Origin of the sequence: Pectobacterium odoriferum (assembly GCF_009931295.1) — a bacterium.
In the GTDB taxonomy this organism is placed as follows: Bacteria; Pseudomonadota; Gammaproteobacteria; order Enterobacterales; family Enterobacteriaceae; genus Pectobacterium; species Pectobacterium odoriferum.
Genome location: NZ_CP034938.1, coordinates 3,838,860 through 3,856,262 on the forward strand (window position 1 = coordinate 3,838,860; position 17,403 = coordinate 3,856,262).

General features: G+C 54.0%; 18 protein-coding genes. 4 read left to right on the forward strand and 14 right to left on the reverse strand.

Going from position 1 to position 17,403, the window contains the following annotated elements:
* Positions 1-30: 30 nt before the first annotated feature.
* Positions 31-381, forward strand: a complete 351-nt coding sequence (gene yajD, locus EO763_RS17375; protein ID WP_161529705.1) for an HNH nuclease YajD — start codon at positions 31-33, stop codon at positions 379-381.
* 62 nt (positions 382-443) lie between these two features.
* On the opposite strand, the gene mtnK is transcribed toward yajD, so the two are convergent.
* Positions 444-1,646 (reverse strand): S-methyl-5-thioribose kinase, encoded by a 1,203-nt coding sequence (gene mtnK / locus EO763_RS17380; protein ID WP_161529706.1) that lies wholly within the window; start codon positions 1,644-1,646, stop codon positions 444-446.
* Positions 1,647-1,815: 169 nt separating this feature from the next.
* On the opposite strand from mtnK, the gene mtnA reads away from it, so the two are divergent.
* Positions 1,816-2,844 (forward strand): S-methyl-5-thioribose-1-phosphate isomerase, encoded by a 1,029-nt coding sequence (gene mtnA, locus EO763_RS17385; RefSeq protein WP_161529707.1) that lies wholly within the window; start codon positions 1,816-1,818, stop codon positions 2,842-2,844.
* A gap of 59 nt (positions 2,845-2,903) precedes the next feature.
* Here the strand turns inward: mtnA and EO763_RS17390 are convergent, their stop codons facing one another.
* The 12 genes from EO763_RS17390 to EO763_RS17440 all read right to left on the reverse strand — a co-directional run bounded on the left by EO763_RS17390 (position 2,904) and on the right by EO763_RS17440 (position 13,394).
* Positions 2,904-3,170 carry a type VI secretion system PAAR protein gene (locus EO763_RS17390; protein ID WP_161529708.1) on the reverse strand — a complete coding sequence of 89 codons (267 nt, stop codon included), beginning with the start codon at positions 3,168-3,170 and terminating at the stop codon, positions 2,904-2,906.
* A 59-nt stretch (positions 3,171-3,229) separates the two neighbouring features.
* Positions 3,230-4,945, reverse strand: a complete 1,716-nt coding sequence (locus EO763_RS17395) for a DUF2235 domain-containing protein (RefSeq protein WP_161529709.1) — start codon at positions 4,943-4,945, stop codon at positions 3,230-3,232.
* Positions 4,942-5,463 carry a hypothetical protein gene (locus tag EO763_RS17400; RefSeq protein ID WP_161529710.1) on the reverse strand — a complete coding sequence of 174 codons (522 nt, stop codon included), beginning with the start codon at positions 5,461-5,463 and terminating at the stop codon, positions 4,942-4,944. Before EO763_RS17400 ends, EO763_RS17395 begins: the two co-directional genes overlap by 4 nt.
* Positions 5,460-7,172, reverse strand: a complete 1,713-nt coding sequence (locus EO763_RS17405) for a DUF2235 domain-containing protein (RefSeq protein WP_244322018.1) — start codon at positions 7,170-7,172, stop codon at positions 5,460-5,462. Before EO763_RS17405 ends, EO763_RS17400 begins: the two co-directional genes overlap by 4 nt.
* A 5-nt stretch (positions 7,173-7,177) precedes the next feature.
* The gene (locus tag EO763_RS17410) at positions 7,178-7,696 is read right to left on the reverse strand and encodes a hypothetical protein (protein ID WP_161529711.1); all 519 of its coding nucleotides are present in this window, start codon (positions 7,694-7,696) and stop codon (positions 7,178-7,180) included.
* Positions 7,693-7,818 (reverse strand): hypothetical protein, encoded by a 126-nt coding sequence (locus tag EO763_RS23775; protein ID WP_280117241.1) that lies wholly within the window; start codon positions 7,816-7,818, stop codon positions 7,693-7,695. Before EO763_RS23775 ends, EO763_RS17410 begins: the two co-directional genes overlap by 4 nt.
* A gap of 2 nt (positions 7,819-7,820) precedes the next feature.
* The gene (locus EO763_RS17415; protein WP_161529712.1) at positions 7,821-8,336 is read right to left on the reverse strand and encodes a DUF3304 domain-containing protein; all 516 of its coding nucleotides are present in this window, start codon (positions 8,334-8,336) and stop codon (positions 7,821-7,823) included.
* Positions 8,333-9,058 carry a DUF4123 domain-containing protein gene (locus EO763_RS17420; protein WP_103862938.1) on the reverse strand — a complete coding sequence of 242 codons (726 nt, stop codon included), beginning with the start codon at positions 9,056-9,058 and terminating at the stop codon, positions 8,333-8,335. Before EO763_RS17420 ends, EO763_RS17415 begins: the two co-directional genes overlap by 4 nt.
* Position 9,059: 1 nt before the next feature.
* On the reverse strand, positions 9,060-11,087 hold the full coding sequence (locus tag EO763_RS17425; protein ID WP_161529713.1) for a type VI secretion system Vgr family protein: 2,028 nt from the start codon (positions 11,085-11,087) through the stop codon (positions 9,060-9,062).
* Positions 11,088-11,548: 461 nt separating this feature from the next.
* Positions 11,549-12,094 carry a 1,2-dihydroxy-3-keto-5-methylthiopentene dioxygenase gene (locus EO763_RS17430; protein WP_039508764.1) on the reverse strand — a complete coding sequence of 182 codons (546 nt, stop codon included), beginning with the start codon at positions 12,092-12,094 and terminating at the stop codon, positions 11,549-11,551.
* A complete protein-coding gene (gene mtnC / locus EO763_RS17435) occupies positions 12,091-12,780 on the reverse strand; it encodes an acireductone synthase (RefSeq protein ID WP_107333365.1) in 690 nt (229 codons plus the stop codon). Before mtnC ends, EO763_RS17430 begins: the two co-directional genes overlap by 4 nt.
* Positions 12,777-13,394 (reverse strand): methylthioribulose 1-phosphate dehydratase, encoded by a 618-nt coding sequence (locus EO763_RS17440; protein WP_161529714.1) that lies wholly within the window; start codon positions 13,392-13,394, stop codon positions 12,777-12,779. Before EO763_RS17440 ends, mtnC begins: the two co-directional genes overlap by 4 nt.
* 190 nt (positions 13,395-13,584) lie before the next feature.
* On the opposite strand from EO763_RS17440, the gene EO763_RS17445 reads away from it, so the two are divergent.
* Complete coding sequence (locus EO763_RS17445) at positions 13,585-14,742, forward strand: pyridoxal phosphate-dependent aminotransferase (RefSeq protein WP_161529715.1); 1,158 nt, start codon at positions 13,585-13,587, stop codon at positions 14,740-14,742.
* Positions 14,730-15,497 carry an amidohydrolase gene (locus tag EO763_RS17450; RefSeq protein WP_161529716.1) on the forward strand — a complete coding sequence of 256 codons (768 nt, stop codon included), beginning with the start codon at positions 14,730-14,732 and terminating at the stop codon, positions 15,495-15,497. The genes EO763_RS17445 and EO763_RS17450 overlap by 13 nt, the downstream gene beginning before the upstream one ends.
* A 59-nt stretch (positions 15,498-15,556) precedes the next feature.
* Here the strand turns inward: EO763_RS17450 and cysI are convergent, their stop codons facing one another.
* A complete protein-coding gene (gene cysI / locus EO763_RS17455) occupies positions 15,557-17,251 on the reverse strand; it encodes an assimilatory sulfite reductase (NADPH) hemoprotein subunit (RefSeq protein WP_161529717.1) in 1,695 nt (564 codons plus the stop codon).
* Between the last annotated feature and the right edge of the window lie 152 nt (positions 17,252-17,403).

Here is a 17,403-nt window from a genome sequence, read left to right on the forward strand (position 1 = left end):
CCATCTTTTCTTCTGAATGAAACCTGACACATGGCTTACATCCCCAAGAACTATGCCAGACTTGAAAGCGGCTACCGCGAAAAAGCGCTCAAACTTTTCCCGTGGGTATGTGGTCGCTGTTCACGCGAATTCGTCTATTCCAACCTGCGTGAATTAACCGTTCACCACATCGATCACGATCACAGCAATAACCCAGAAGATGGCAGTAATTGGGAAATGCTGTGCCTCTATTGCCACGACCATGAGCATTCGAAATATACCGATGCGGATATGTACGGTTCGACCGTCGTTGCAGGCGAAGATGCGCAGAAGGATATCGGGGTTGCCACCCATAATCCTTTCGCGAATTTGCAGGCCATGATGAATAAAGGGAAGAAATAGTCTGTTTGCCGCTCCCACCGATTCATTGGCGGGAGCGGTTACTCGCATACGCAGTTAACGAGTTAGGCGCCGCTCTGTCGCACTCGCGCCAGCAGCGCATCCACATCAGCAATATGCGGGGCCGCCAGCACTAACGTTCTGCCCAGCGAAATAGCATGCCGCTGGCACGCTAAACGCGCTTCCGTCTCCTGAATGCTGTCCAGATCGGCGACGTGCGCCAGCCCAATCGTGCGGCGAATCAATTCGGTGCCGCAGTAGCCAACGGCATCCCGCCAGACCTGCTGTAAAAACAGCGCGGCATAACCCGATTCCGCCAGCGCAGGATCGCGGCTTTCGCTTTCGCTCAATGCCAGAAAACGGGCGGAAAAGGTCTGCCACAGCGTACGAATATCTTCCAAACGTCGTTCGCGTCCAGCCGCCGCCTCGCGCGGTGCGAGTAGCCCCGGCAGGCCGCAATAATTCAGCAGCAGATTGCCGATTGCCGTACCGGCATCAAAGCCAATCGGCCCGTAGAAACCGAATTCAGCATCAATCGCTTTTAAGCGTCCTTCTGCCACAAAAAGCGATCCACTGTGGATATCGCCGTGCAGCAGCGCCTCCGCTTTGCTCAGGAAGCTATGCTTCAGTCCGGCAACCGCCAGCTTCAGCGCCCGATCGTCACGCAAGGCCAGCACATCCGGCGTCAGCGCAGCATCAAATTGGTTTCTTTCGTGATCGATATAGGGGTCGGTAAAGAAAAGATCTTCGGTAATCTGACACAGTTCAGGGTTGGTGAACTGGCTTACCGCCGCTTTCTTCTCATGCGGGTGCTGATAGAAATCAGAGGTATGGAATAACGTCTGCGCCAGGTATTCCCCCAGCTGTGCCGCCGCCTGAGGATAATCCGCGCCGTTAACCAGCTCGCTACGCCAGATACGATGATCGGAGAGATCTTCCTGCACCATCACCGCCAGTTCGGGATCGTGATATAACACGGTCACGGTATGCTGCGGACAAAAACGCGCGTGCGTCAGCAACGTTTCGGCTTCAATGCGGGCGCGGTCAAGCGTCAGCGGCCAGGATTCCCCGACGCAGCGCACGTAGGGCAGCGCCTGTTTAACGATTACCCGACTGACGCCCGCTTCATCTTTAATTTTAAACACCAGATTCAGATTGCCATCGCCGATCTCTTCTGCGGCTACCAGCGTTTGCGGCTGACTGACACCACCGTACTGGCGGGCATATTCAACAGCGTCATCCGCCGTAAAAGTGCGGTAAAGTGACATTCCAACTCCTCGCTATTCTGAAATCAAAACTGTTCTTAAATTAAAACTATTTTTGAACTAAAACTGTTCTTAAATTAAAGATACGGACATAAAAACGTTTGGACGTCTATACATCCATCAGGCATCTTGGCAGAATAAGAATATCGATGCAACATGGATTTAACGACCTATGCAGACACTTAACACAACCAGCCTGAAAATCGTTGATAACCAACTGTGGATCCTCGACCAGCAGGCGCTACCGCAAGAAAAACGCTGGAGCCCGTGTCCGGATGTCGCGTCACTGGTTGAGCATATCCAGACGCTGCGAGTTCGTGGCGCACCGCTCATTGGCCTGTCAGCCAGCCTGCTACTCGCGCTGCTGGCCGAGAAAGGGTTATCACAAGCCGAACTGGCGCAGGCGCTGGAGACGCTGCGGGCATCGCGTCCTACCGCCGTGAACCTAATGAACAATCTGGATCGTATGAAGCTGGCGTTGACACAGCCGCAGTTTGTCGATGCGCTGGTGCAGGAAGCCCTGCGCCTGGTAGAAGAAGATCGCGCCCTGTGTGAACGCATTGCCGATCGCGGCGCTGTGCTGGTCAACCCCAACAGCCGCTTACTGACCCACTGCAACACCGGCGGGCTGGCAACGGCGGGCATCGGCACCGCTATCGGCGTGCTGCTGCGTGCGCATCAGCAGGGGAAAGTCGCGCAGGTGTGGGTCGATGAAACACGTCCGCTATTGCAGGGCGGACGCCTCACGGCCTGGGAGCTAGGCGAGCTGGGCATCCCTTATCAACTGATTTGTGATTCGATGGCAGCCAGCCTGATGGCGCAGGGTCAGGTCGATGCAATTTGGGTCGGTGCAGACCGCATTGCGGCTAATGGCGACGTTGCCAATAAGATCGGCACTTACAGCCTCGCGGTGCTGGCGCACTATCACCAGATTCCGTTTTACGTCGCGGCACCGCACACCACGCACGATCCCGCGTGCCCAGATGGTCGGGCTATCCCTATCGAACAGCGCGCCGCCGCCGAAGTCACCGGCGTCTCCGGCAGCTTCGGCCACTGCCAGTGGGCACCGCAGAACGCCGCCGTCTACAACCCAGCATTCGACGTCACCCCCGCCAAATTAATCAGCGGCTGGGTGCTCGACACCGGCGTAGTCACCCCACAGGACGTGAAAGAAGGGATCTTTCAGACAGCGTTGAAGTGACGACAAACCCAAGCATTTCCAAAAATTTCAGGATACGCCGCACGGACGCGGCGAAGTTATCACCCAATGGTGACCGTTCCCCCGCCAATTAACACACCACCACAGCTCACCGCATCACCCGTTCGCGCCGCGGGTTTACCGTCAACGAGTACGCTGGATGAACCGCTGCTAATGCTCCGGTCATGGCCGTGAGGAGTCAGCGGATCGCCTTGTCGGGCCAACGGTAGACCGTCAACCTTAACCGTTGATGAACCCGCCGCGACGGGCGTCGGTGGATGGCTACCGTGTCCGGTATCGCTATCACCTAATTTAACGGCATTACCCATTTTTTAGTCCTTTTAGCTGATGAGTCCTTTTAACTAAATAGTCAGTCTTGTTGCAACGATCATGCGGCAGCGTCGTCATCGGCAGCGACTATCTCGATTCCACGTGGGACGAAGAAATTATTGTTCCTCAACATCGTTCCCGCCTGATCGTTCAACGTAGCGAACCGGAGTTCCTCTGATGCGAAGTCGTGCATAAAATAATTGAAGAAAATGTCCGCCGCATGAGGCACCCGCTTAGTTTCATCAAAAAACTTCACCAAATTGGCACCCTGATACATCTGCCGGCGCAGCCCCCGGCTTCTTCGCACATTATCTGCATCGTACTCGACCTGCTTCAGCCAGCCCCACTGCGTGTTGAGTTTATCCCGTTCACTGCCTGTCGCGTTTTTGAAAAGTATCTTGTAATCATGCAGTTTTTCCCCTAGCCAGACGCAATAGTGGATCATGTGCAGTTCGAACGCTTCCGGGGTGGGGGACGTTTTCCCCACCCATTTGCTGTAGAACTCACTGTATGCCTTCGCCGAGTAGCCCAGCCTGCTGTCCTGCATGATGAAGTAGCTTGCCACGTAAGGGTCTTTCTGATTAAGCGTTTTAAAGTTGGGAAAAGGCACCTGCGCCCTGCGCGCCGTTTCAAACATCTGTCGCAACGGCACCCGACACAGCTCGGCACTGGGGCGCTGTTCGTTGGGTAACAGCCCTCCCGTCACGTCTTCACTGATGCCGGGGCAAAGCACTTCACGCCAGCCTGATTTGAGCGGCCCCAGAGGTAACAGAGGACGGGATTCTCGTCGTTCATGTGCCGCTATCAGGTGCAAGGCACTTTTTACCGCCGGATGAAGGGGTTTATCAAACGCAATCACTTTCGCGCCAAAGGCAGTGGTGATCATGCCAACAACAGGATGCCGGGCAACCAGTCCGGCCCCGTCAGAGACGCTTGCAACGGTATCCCCCATGTCCAGCGAGCTGCGGCGCGTGCAGTCGAACAGGCCAGCAAAAATGACCTCGACTTTACTGTCCTCATAACGGTATTCGTTTTCCACTTTGGTACAGACCGACTCCAGCAGTTCGTCGATAAAGCGCCGAGCCAACGCAGCTCCTAGATCGGCACCAAAAACGGAAACTTGGATTAGCTTGATGGGCAGTTGATTTGCTTTTTTGATATCCGCCAGGTTTTTTTTGAACTTATTTTTAGCCAGGTCTACCCGCGCATCGACGCCGGTCATGAGCAACTCAGCCACTATCGGGTTATCTCGAATAGGTTCTGCAGCTTCGAGCAAAGCACGGGTCGCCGCCTTTTTGGCAGCAGACGCTGCCGCGTCGAGGCCACTCTTCATGGTGCGCAGGTCGTCCAGTTTATTGGAGAGCACCTGACTCCAGTCGCCTTTGAAAGCCCCCTTAACGGTATCGACCGCCGTTTCTTTACCCTGCTCGACCAGCGCATCGGCATAATCCTCTGGCAGCGCCTTCTGTCTGGCATCCATAATACTGTCCAGTCTTTCAGACGGTGTATCTTCTAGGGGGGAACCTAAACCGGGGATATAGACTTTGGAATACGAATATGAAGAGGTGAGTTCAGCCAAAATTATTTCAGGATGGGCGCGAAACAAACGCCCAATGTTAGTCAGCCGCTGGCTATCTTCGTCCATATTGATATTTCGCTTCAGACCATCAAAGAAGAAACCTATCTGTAACGCCAGTGAACAAGTTCCTATCCCCGCCTGATGACGGCTTTCCTCACGCGCAACGCGACACTCCATATCGTCCCTGTCGATCATCGTCCTCTCCTTGTGCGATAAGGGGCAATAACATCATCCATATCAAGGTAGCAACTTCGAACCCAACGCACGACCAGTTTGTTATCAGGTAAAAAAAGCACACAAAAATCATCTTGCCCCTTCTCACGCTTTGGCATCGGCAGGGTGATACTATTTTTCTCTGGACGAAGTCCCTGTTCTTCTTGTTGCTTTAGGGTTGCACTCAGCAGCCATTTAATATTGACCGTATCCCCGTCTATACGGTAGGGACCTGCTGTACCACCACTGGTATTAAGCCCATCAAACGCAAAGGTATTCCCACCCATATTACCGTTGACGTACACATAGCTAATGGGGCGGTCGATCACCGAATGAACGACGATTGACGCCCCGCCATGACGCTCCTGTATCAGGAACGTCCAGCCTAGCCAGAGCACCAGCAGAATGCTTGCCGTCCACCGTCCCCAGCGCGGCAATATTTGCCATATCGCCGTGATCAGCCCCGAAATCGCTCTCGTCAAACCGCTTGCCGCGCTCATACTGTGGCCTTGTCATCAGCAGTTAATACCTCGATTCCACGTGGGACGAAGAAATTATTGTTCCTCAACATCGTACCCGCCTGATCGTTCAGCGTAGCGAACTTGAGTTCCTCTGATGCGAAGTCGTGCATAAAATAATTGAAGAAAATATCCGCCTCATGAGGCACCCGCTTAGTTTCATCAAAAAATTTCACCAAATTGGCTCCCTGATACATCTGCCGACGCAGCCCCCTGCTTCTCAACACGTTCTCCGCATCGCGTCCGACCTGTATCAACCAGCCCCACTGCGCGTTCAGCTTATCCCGCTCACTTCCTGTCGCGTTTTGGCGAAGTATCTTGTAATCATGCAATTTTTCCCCCAGCCAAACGCAATAGTGGAGCATGTGCAGCTCGAACGCTTCCGGTGTCGGGTTCATTTTCCCCACCCATTTGCTGTAGAACTCACTGTATGCCTTCGCCGAGTAGCCCAGCCTGCTGTCCTGCATGATGAAATATTGGGCTACTCGTGGGTTTTTAGCATCAAGAGTGAGAAAATTGGGGAAAGGCACCTGTGCCCTGCGCGCCGTTTCGAACATCTGTCGCAACGGCACCCGACACAGCTCGGCACTGGGGCGCTGTTCGTTGGGTAGCAGTCCTCCCGTCACGTCTTCACTGATGCCGGGGCAAAGCACTTCACGCCAGCCTGATTTGAGCGGCCCCAGAGGCAACAGAGGGCGGGATTCGCGCCGCTCGTGCGCCGCTATCAGGTGCAGGGCGTTTTTGACCGCGGTGTGGAGAGGCTTGTCGAACTCAATCACTTTCGCGCCAAAGGCCGTGGTGATCATACCAACAACAGGATGCCGGGCAACCAGTCCGGCCCCGTCAGAGACGCTTGCAACGGTATCCCCCATGTCCAGCGAGCTGCGGCGCGTGCAGTCGAACAGGCCAGCAAAAATGACCTCGACTTTACTGTCCTCATAACGGTATTCGTTTTCCACTTTGGTACAGACCGACTCCAGCAGTTCATCGATAAAACGCCGGGCCAACGCGGCGCCTAGATCGGAACCGAACACCGAAATCTGGATCAGTTTGATAGGCAGTTGGTTAATTTTTTTTACATCCGCCACGCTTAGCTTGAACTGGTTCTTTGCTGAATCCACCCGAGCATCGACACCAGTCATTAGCAACTCAGCCACGATCGGATTATCCCGAATAGGTTCGGCAGCTTCGAGCAGGGCGCGGGTTGCCGCCGTTTTGGCAGCGGACGCTGCGGCATCGAGGCCACTCTTCATGGTCCGAAGGTCGTCCAGCTTATTGGAGAGCACCTGACTCCAGTCGCCTTTAAAAACACCTTTAACGGTATCTACCGCCGTTTCTTTCCCCTGTTCAACCAGCGCATCGGTATAGTCCTCAGGCAGCGCCTTCTGTCTAGCATCCATAATACTGTCCAGCCTTTCGGACGGTGTATCGTCAAGGGTTGTGCCTAAGCCGGGGACATAGATTTTGGCATACGAATATGAAGAAGTGAGACTGGCTTTGATCTCAAAAGGGTGAGCACGAAACAAACGCCCTACATTAGTCAGGCGCTGGCTCTCTTCATCCACATTGATATTTCGCTTCAGACCATCAAAAAAGAAACCTATCTGCAACGCCAGAGAGCAGGTGGCCACACCTGCCTGATGGCGGCTCTCTTCACGAGCAATCCGACACTCCATATCGTCCCAATCCACTTTATTTATCTCCTCGTTCTATAGGTATCGACGATACTATCCATTTCAACGACACAGCTTTCAGCCCACCTTACCGTCGGTTTATTATCAGGTAATATCAGCACACAGAAACCATTTTGCCCCTTTTCACGCTTTGGCATCGGTAGCACTACAGTATGAATCTCTGGACGATATCCAAGTTCATCATATTGCTGCCGAGTCATAGCAAGTTCCCATTTGATACTGACCTTGTCTCCCTCTATCCGATAGGGGCCAGCACTCCCACCGCCCCCGGCATGAAATCCATCAAACGCATCAGTATTGCTACCCATATTGCCATTGACGTACACATAGCTAATGGGGCGATCGATCACCGAATGGACAACGATTGACGCCCCGCCATGCCGCTCCTGTATCAGGAATGTCCAACCCAGCCAGAGCACCAGCAGAATGCTTGCCACCCACCGTCCCCAGCGCGGCAATATCTGCCATATCGCCGTTATCAGCCCCGAAATTGCTCTCGTCAAACCAGTTGCCGCACTCATGCTCGTCCCTTTTGTTCTTGCTGGTTCAATTCCTTTGCCACACGTTGGGTCGCTATCATGCCCGCCTGATGACGGCTCTCTTCACGCGCTACCCGACACTCCAGATCATCCCAATCCACCATTTCTATTTCCTTGTCCGATAAGTATCAATCACATCTTTCATGCCAGGAATGCCCCATTCCACCCAACGCACCATCACTTGATTATCCGGCAGAAACAGCACATAGAAATTATCTTGCCCTTTCTCCCGCTTGGGCATAGGTAGAGTTATAGTGTGTTTCTCTGGGCGGAGGCCTTGTTCTTCCTGTTGTTTTAAAGTGGCGCTTAATAACCAATCTATTTTGACCGTATCTCCGTCTATACGGTACGGCCCAGCAATACTGCCACCCGAGTTAAGCCCATCAAACGCAAAGGTATTCCCACCCATATTACCGTTGACGTACACATAGCTAATGGGGCGATCGATCACCGAATGGACAACCAATGACGCCCCGCCATGCCGCTCCTGTATCAGGAACGTCCAACCCAGCCAGAGCACCAGCAGAATGCTTGCCGTCCACCGTCCCCAGCGCGGCAATATTTGCCATATTGCCGTGATCAGCCCTGAAATCGCTCTCGTCAAACCGCTTGCTGCGCTCATGTTCGTCCCTTTTGTTCTTCTAAAGCCTGACGACCACCTTCCAGATAGGCTAATGCCCACAACCGTCTTTGAGCCTCTATCGCGCCGGCCTGATCGGCTTTTCTTAGCGCCTTGCGAACCATACTCATCCTTTCACAGGCAGGGAAATGCCCACAGCGTTCTCCCCCTTGCCAAAGGGCCAGTACGCGATGTTCATCAGGTGAACCTTGCAACGCCCGGTATAACTCCGGTGTCAGTTTCACCGGAACAGGGTCATCTGGGGGGAGCGATAGGCTCAGTTCGTGCCAACCGCCGTCGCATTCTCGCAACCACCAGCGCTCGATTCCCCCGAAAAGCCCACCGAACCACGGGGCATCGTGTTGATCGACAAGCAGAGGCAGCGCGTGGGGGGTATAGAATCGCAGCAGTTGGCTAAATTGCCCTTCGGGCTCAATCACCCTCACCCCCAAAGCCAACTGCTTTTGCAAGGCGCTAAGAGGTTGGCCGCTCTCAAGCAGGCCAACCACATGCCCTTGCTGAACGAGCGTAGCCAGTAATCTTTCTTCCTCATGCGGACACTGCCAGAGCCACGGACCGAGATTAATCAGTTCAAACAAGTCATCATGAAAATAGAGCGGCAAAAACGGCCTTTCACTCAACCGTTCACGCTGTTCGGCGGTGAGGTAAGCCCCTTCCAACAGGACGATACAGGCACCCTGATGCCAGATTGATTCGGGTAGCATCTTATTCTCCCTGTATCAACGCATTGCCCTGCGCCATGGCACGCAGCAGACAAGGAATACAGACCGGCTTTTCAAGAGGCGGTATTTTGGGCAATTTAGGTGGAGCAATAATCTCAACTTCTCCCAGTAAGGTGGGCATGTGGCCCGCCCAGCCAGAGCCACAGCCCGGGCTGCCGCCTGAATTCATCTTGATGCTGGGGCCGACCAGCGTCACGCCACTGGGGTCAATCTTCACGAAGCTGCCCCCCACCTTGAGCGTCAGTTCAGCCCCGGCTTCCAGCACTATCTTGTTGCCGGATTTCAGATGAATCTCTTGCCCAGCCTCAACCAGTAATGCCTGACCCAATTTCTGGTGCATTGAGGCATCAACGGTCAGTGAGTGATCCCCTTTAACATGGTCACGCTTTTCGTTCTCGACCGTCAGATGATCGTTAGCTTTAATGCGGGTGACGCGTTCATTATCAATATCCGTATGCGCGTCGTGCCTGATGTGCCAGACAACGTCATTTTCAATGAGCGCGTTGAGATCCTTCTGACCGTGAAGGTAAATTTCCTCCTGTCCGGCTTGATCTTCAAAGCGCAGCTCGTTGAATCCTTCTCCCTGATGCGTTTCCGTGCGTAGTACGGTGCGTGTCTTGTGGGCAGGCAGATCGTAAGGAGGGCGGTTAGTCGCATGAAAGGTTCTGCCCGTCACAATCGGCTGGTCTGGGTCACCTTCGAGAAAGCTGACAATCACTTCATGGCCGATACGTGGGATCGCGATCATGCCGTACTGCCCGCCTGCCCAGCCCTGGCTGACACGCACCCAGCAGGAACTCTGGTCGTTACTCGCGCCGTAGCGGTCCCACGGGAATTGCAGTTTCACCCGACCGAACTGATCACAGTAGATTTCTTCCCCAGTCGGGCCGACGACGGTGGCGATTTGCGGGCCGTCCACCATCGGTTTGTAGGGCATGGCTGCGCGCCATGTCGTCGTGCCTTTCACCACGGCAAAACTGTTGCTCATGGTGGTCGGTTCGCCGCCGCTTTCCTCTTCCAGCGCCTGCGGCTGCTGCCCAACGTGCGTTACGCTCACCGTCTGCCACACCGCATTCAGCGTCGGATTCGGGTGCTCCGTCAGGGTAAATGTGTTGCCCGGCATCAGCCCCGCGCAGTTGGATTCCCCTTCGCTCGTTACCGCCCCTGAGCGCAGCGCATCCAGTCGGTAACCGCTGAACGCCTTGCCGCTCGGGTCTTGCTTATAGCGCCCCGGATAGTCGTAGTGCTGATAGCTTTCGCGCTGGTGCGCCAGCTCGCCGCTCATCTTCTTGTGCGACAGCCCGTAAGCCGGCGTCTTAAAGCTGTAGTCCTTCAACTCGACGTCCGATGTGCTCACCCGCTCCGCGTAGTGGAAACGCCGGACATATTCGCCTTCACTCAGTCCCTGCGTCGCCAGATTGAAGAACAGCTCAGGGCCTTTGGTCAGCGCACCCGCATCATCGGCAAACACCACTCGGTGTTTTCCCTCTTCGTATTCGTGGAAGAAGTACATTCCCTCCTCGGCAGCCAGTCGGGTGATAAACGCCAAGTCACTTTCCCGATACTGCACGCAGTATTCCCGCACCGCGTGCTCGTTACGCAGCGCAAAGGCGTAATCGGTAATACCGGCTTCTTCCAGCAGCGCACCGATAATCGCTTCCGGCTTTTGTGCCTGAAAGATACGGGCGTTGGTGCGTAATCCCAGCCGCCACAGGGCTGGCCGGACTTCCATCTGATAGCGCGTGCGCCGGAATCCGGTATCGCCCTGTGTGAAGCCACTGATAATCCCGCTGACCCGGCGCTTTAGCTCACCCTCATACCACATCATCAGCTCGCACGGCTGGTCCAGCACCGCGCCGAAATCGACATCCGGCAACGCGCTTGCCAGACTCAGCGACAGACTGAAAGGCCGGTTTAGTCCCTCATCCAGCCTGAAATCCACCACCGCAAAAGTGCCTGCTTCCAGGGCACCAACCTTTACGGTGAACTGTAATCCTGTACTGTTTGCCACCTGCTTTCTCCTTATTTTTATGTTTGTACTACTGCCACGGCTACCGCATGCACGCCATTCTGGCTAAACGCCACATGAGCAAAAACGCCACGCAGGTGAAAAGCGCAGAGCATTTAAATCGAGCAGAGATGCAGTGTGTTCACGTCGTGGGAAACAAGAAAATCGCAGGGTTGAAGCGGTGGTGTGAAGCGTAATGAAAACGTTCCATGTTGCACCCTTGACGCTATTCCTTTTAAGAAAATACGCGTAAAGAATAACAAGATGTTTGCAGAGCCAATAGCGCAAAAAAAGGACTAAAACGAAGCAAGTCCATTGATTAATATTAAAATAATATCATTAAGAATAAATTAGATAACTAACTAAAAAACTCAATCATCATCTAAGAACAGAGCATCTACCCTGTTCTTAGACTATTGATAAACCATTTTCGTCCGTGGAATAAGGGCATAAAACCCTACGCGCTAGCGCTCCAATTTCGGATACGCATCCGCGATCTTATCGCCGGTGAAATGCGCTATCCACCCTTCCGGATTATCGAACAGGCGGATGGCGGTGAAGTGCGGCTCCGGTCCCATATCAAACCAGTGTGCCGTGCCTGCGGGTACGGACAGCAGATCGTTCTTCTCACACAGGATCTGGTAAATTTTTCCGTTCAGATGCAGGCAAAACAGCCCCGCGCCTTCCACGAAAAAGCGCACTTCGTCTTCATGGTGGACATGCTCGGATAAAAACTTGGTGCGCAGTTCCGCACGCTGCGGATTATCAGAACGCATGCTGATAACGTCCCAGCTCTGATAGCCTTTTTCTGCTACCAGCTTATCGATTTCATGCTGGTAGGCCGCCAGCACTTCTTCAGACGATGGCGCGTCGCTCAGCTTCTGGCTGGCTTCCCAGCGTTCAAAACGTACGCCGATTTCGTTCAGCTGTTTCTGAATCGCCTCGGCATCCTGACTTTGCCAAATCGGCTGGCTTGCATCGCTGTCGCTAAAAATGGTTAATCCACTCATTGGGCGTACTCCGGTAAGTCGATCTGGTCAAAACGTGCCACCTGACGGTGACGGCTTACGCTATCCGCATCATCACGAATAAGCTGGCAGGTGTGCCAACCGGCCTCCTGCGCGGCATCCAGCTCCTGACGAATGTCCGACAGGAACAACAGTTGCTCAGCAGGTAGCCCGATGGCTTGCGCAATCGTGCGATAAGAATCGGTCTCACGCTTCGCGCCGACGCGAGTATCAAAATAGTCGCTGAACAGCGGACGCAAGTCACCCGCGTTGCTGTAGCCGAACAGCAACTGTTGCGCTTCTACCGACCCTGATGAATACACATACAGGCGCAGGCCCTGCTGCTGCCATGCGGCGAGTTGCGCGGCCACTTCAGGGTACAGATGTCCCTGAAAATCGCCGTTACGGTAGCCCGCGCGCCAGATAATGCCTTGCAGCTGTTTCAGCGCGGTGGATTTACGATCTTCATCCATAAACTGATTCAGCGCGGTAATCAGTGCATCATTATCCGCATCGGGCTGACCCAGTTCCTGACGCAACGCATCCAGCGCCTGCGCGATCTCAGGATCGCTACCCTGCTGCCGCACGGTGTCGGCCAGTCGTTCACGGGCATAAGGGAACAACACAGTGTGAACAAAACGGATGTCACTGGTGGTGCCTTCAATATCGGTCACGATCGCGTTAATCATGCTTTCGCCTCCAGCAGTCGACGCTGCAATTCGCATTGGAACAGGAACTCTAGTCCTTCCAGATGACGACGCGCTTCTTTCACCGTCGCGCCCCAGCAGTAAAGGCCGTGGCCGCGCACCAGAAAGCCGTAGCGAAGCGGCGTGTGGCTGGCGTACTCGGTTACCCGCTGCACCAGCGCCGGAATATCCTGATCGTTATCGAAAATCGGGATCGCCACGCGATCCAAATGGGTGGTTTGCCCCGCCAGCGACTTTTGCATTTCGTAGCCGTGCAACACCAGTTCAGCGCCCTTCTCTACCCGAGACAGCACCGTCGCGTTCACCGAGTGCGTGTGCAGCACCGCACCGATAGTCGGCTCACAGCGATACAGCAGCGTATGCAGCCCCGTTTCCGCCGACGGCGTACGGCCGCTCGGCACATGGTTAGTGGCAATCTCCACCAGCAGGAAATCCTCTGCCTGAAGACGGCCTTTATCTTTACCCGATTCGGTAATCAGGCACTGCGCTTCATCAAGGCGTACGGACATATTGCCGCCCGTCGCCGGACACCAGCCCTTCTCGCCTATCCAGTGGCAGGCCGCAAGCAGCGCCGTCAATTGTTGATTTTCAGTCATGAGGCTTCCCGTTTTTGGTCCATTTTTCTAACAACTTTTTCTGGATACTTTTTGGAGATTTAGACGCTTTCGTTATGTCTTAGTACATAATGGCATTTAGCCGTTTAAACGTCCAAGCGTCTTGATTGCCAAATACTAACAGCATGTTATATTACCAAGCAATACAGGCTTGCAGGAGTTCCACCCCGCTATGAGCGCCGCTCTGATCCCCGACAGTAAACTGCCTTCGCTGGGCACCACCATCTTTACCCAGATGAGTGCACTGGCCCAACAGCATCAGGCCATCAATCTATCACAAGGTTTCCCTGATTTTGACGGCCCGGATTATTTACAACAGCGGCTGGCGTATCATGTCAGTCAGGGCGCAAACCAATATGCGCCGATGACCGGTGTTGCGCCGCTGCGTCAGGTGATTGCTGAAAAAACCGCAGAGCTGTACGGCTGGCGACCGGATGCCGATAGCGAAGTCACCGTCACGGCGGGCGCGACAGAAGCGCTGTTTGCCGCCATTGCGGCACTGGTGCGCCCCGGCGACGAAGTGATTTGTTTCGATCCCAGTTATGACAGCTATGCGCCCGCAGTGACGTTGGCTGGCGGCGTACTCAAACGCATCGCCTTGCAGCCACCTGCATTTCGCGTGGACTGGTCGCATTTTACCGGTTTGCTAAGCGACCGTACTCGTTTGGTCATCCTGAATACACCGCACAACCCGTCCGCTACCGTCTGGCAGAAGGCTGATTTTGAGCAACTGTGGCAGGCAATTGCCACACGCGACATCTTCGTACTGAGCGATGAAGTCTACGAACACATCTGCTTCGACAGTGAAGGACACGCTAGCGTGCTGGCACACCCGTCGCTGCGTCAACGCGCTATCGCCGTTTCATCGTTTGGCAAAACGTTCCACATGACCGGCTGGAAAGTCGGCTACTGCGTCGCGCCAGCCGCATTGAGTGCGGAAGTCCGTAAGGTTCACCAGTATCTGACGTTCTCCGTGAACACGCCTGCGCAGTTCGCCATCGCCGATATGCTGCGTGAACAGCCGCAACACTGGCGCGAACTACCCGATTTTTACCGTGCCAAGCGCGATCGTTTCATCAAGGCGCTGGCAGGCAGCCGTTTTGACATTCTGCCCTGCGAAGGCACCTACTTCTTGCTGGCAGACTATCGGGCGATTTCCGATCTGGACGATGTCAGTTTCTGCCGCTGGCTGACCGAGCACGTTGGCGTTGCCGCCATTCCTCTGTCCGTCTTTTGTGCCGATCCGTTCCCACATACGCTGATTCGACTATGCTTTGCTAAACAGGAAGTGACGTTGGATGCCGCTGCGGAGCGTTTATGTCGACTTTAAAGATTTCATTACTGCAACAGCCTCTGGTCTGGCGCGATGGCGAAGCCAACCTGCACCACTTCGATACCTTATTAGCGGAGATGGCAGGGCGTGATGTCATTGTGCTGCCGGAGATGTTCACCACCGGCTTTGCGATGGAAGCCGCCAAAGGCAGTCTGGATCAATCAGTCGTAGAAGCGTGGCTGCACCAGTGGGCGCGGAAGACGAATGCGCTGATCGGCGGCAGTGTCGCCGTGAACACGCCAAAAGGCGCGGTGAACCGGTTCCTGCTGGTCGATCCGCACGGCGAGGTGTATCACTACGATAAACGTCACCTGTTCCGCATGGCGGATGAACACCACCACTATCAGGCAGGAACAGAGCGAGTGACCATTGAATGGCGCGGCTGGCGCATCTGCCCGATGATCTGCTACGACCTGCGCTTCCCAGTCTGGTCGCGCAATCGACAGGATTACGATCTGGCGCTGTATGTCGCCAACTGGCCTGCGCCTCGCGCGGCACACTGGCAGACGCTGCTAGCGGCGCGCGCCATTGAGAATCAGGCCTACGTTGCAGGCTGTAACCGCGTCGGTACCGACGGCAACGGCCACAGCTACCGTGGCGATAGCCTGATTATTAATGCTCAAGGGGACATTCTGGCCTCTGCCGCCCCCAATCAGCCTGCCCGTCTGGACGCCGAACTGTCGCTGGAAGCGCTGCAAAGCTACCGGGAATCCTTCCCTGCCTGGCGCGATGCCGATCGCTTTACGCTGTAGAAACCGAACGTATCATCCCAACCCCGTCATATAAAGATGAGGTTGGGAAACCGTTTCAGCTACAGCGCCGTATGAAAATCCACGGGCGCATTAAGTACAGGCATAACAATTTTCGCCCTGATAACAAAATCACCAAAGCCTTCACCCGCCTTTCTCTCTTTCGCCCATAAACCAATCAGTCGTTCGATTTCGCTAAGTAATGTCGGTACGTCGATATTATCTTTATATAAGCGAGGAATGCGCGTCCCTTCACGATTGCCACCAATGTAAAGGCTATAGCGCCCCACAGCTCGCCCAATCAGTCCCAACTCCGCTAACATGGCCCGTCCACAGCCATTTGGGCATCCGGTAATACGAAAAACGAACGACTCATCACCCACGCCATGTTTGTGCAACAGATGTTCTATCTCCGAAACCACATCCGGCAGGACTCGCTCTGCCTCGGCCATCGCCAGCGGGCAAGTGGGAAACGAGACGCAGGCCATGGAATCCTTACGCTGTAACGATAGCGATGACCCCAGCAATCCATACTGACGAGCTAGCGTATCTATCTGCGCTTTGTCTTCACTCGCCACCCCAGCGATGATGATGTTCTGATTCGCTGTCAGGCGAAAATCGCCTTTATGCACGTTGGCAATTGCCGCAATCCCGCTTTTATTCGGGAAGCTCGGTTTATCCAACAGACGCCCGCTGGGAATAAACAGGGTCAGGTGATGTTTGCCATCAATCCCGTCAACCCAACCAATACGATCGCCACGTTCAGAAAAGACATAAGGTCTCAGCGGAGAAAACGTCACTCCGCTACGCCGCTCGACTTCAGCTTTAAAGACATCGACCCCGACACGTTCAAGCGTATATTTTGTCTTCGCGTTACGGCGATTCTCACGATTCCCCCAATCGCGCTGGGTCGATACCACCGCTTCGGCAATCGCCAGCGTATGCGCCAATGGGATAAAACCAAACTCCGTTGCCAGACGAGGATACGTGCTGGTGTCTCCCTGCGTCATCGCCAACCCGCCTCCCACCAATACATTGAAACCAACTAACTGGTCACCCTCACCGATGGCAACAAAACTCAGATCGTTGGCGTGAATATCCACGTCATTCTGCGGCGGAATAACCACTGCCGTTTTGAATTTCCTCGGCAGATAACTTTTCCCCAAAATCGGTTCTTCATCCGTCTGAATAATTTTCTCTTTATCCAGCCACACCTCGGCATAAGCATTGGTACGCGGTAAAAGGTGCTCAGATATTTTCTTTGCCCATTCCCAGGCCTGGCGGTGCAAAAGAGATTCAACTGGGTTAGCCGTACACAATACATTACGGTTAACATCCCCTGCGGTGGCTTGCGAATCCAGCCCGAGATGATTAAGCAGTTTATGCACGGGCTTGATGTCATCTTTCAGCACGCCGTGCAATTGCACCGTCTGTCGATTGGTAATACGAATGCTGCCATAGAGCGTGTGCTCACGCGCAAAGGCATCAATACCTAACCACTGATGCGGCGTAATGATCCCGCCCGGCAAACGGACACGCAGCATAACGGTATGCAGTGGCTCTAATTTCTGAGCGATACGTTCTTGTCTGATGTCCCTATCGTCTTGTTGATACATCCCATGAAAGCGAATTAACTGAAAGTTATCTGCGACAAACCCTCCCGTTAGCGGGTCAGCCAAATCATCTTGAATGGTTCCTCGCAGATAATTACTTTGTGTTTTAAGCCGTTCATTATCCGACAGTTTCTTATCACTCATTATGCTATCTCACTCGTTATTATTTATTGGAATAATACAAACGAAGTAAAACAGCGATAATTCTGCGTATACAGATACAGTCCTTTCGCTTTCACCTATAACAGTAAATGCCGTAGATAAAATAAGGAGTTAACGCGTAACAGAAGACAGAA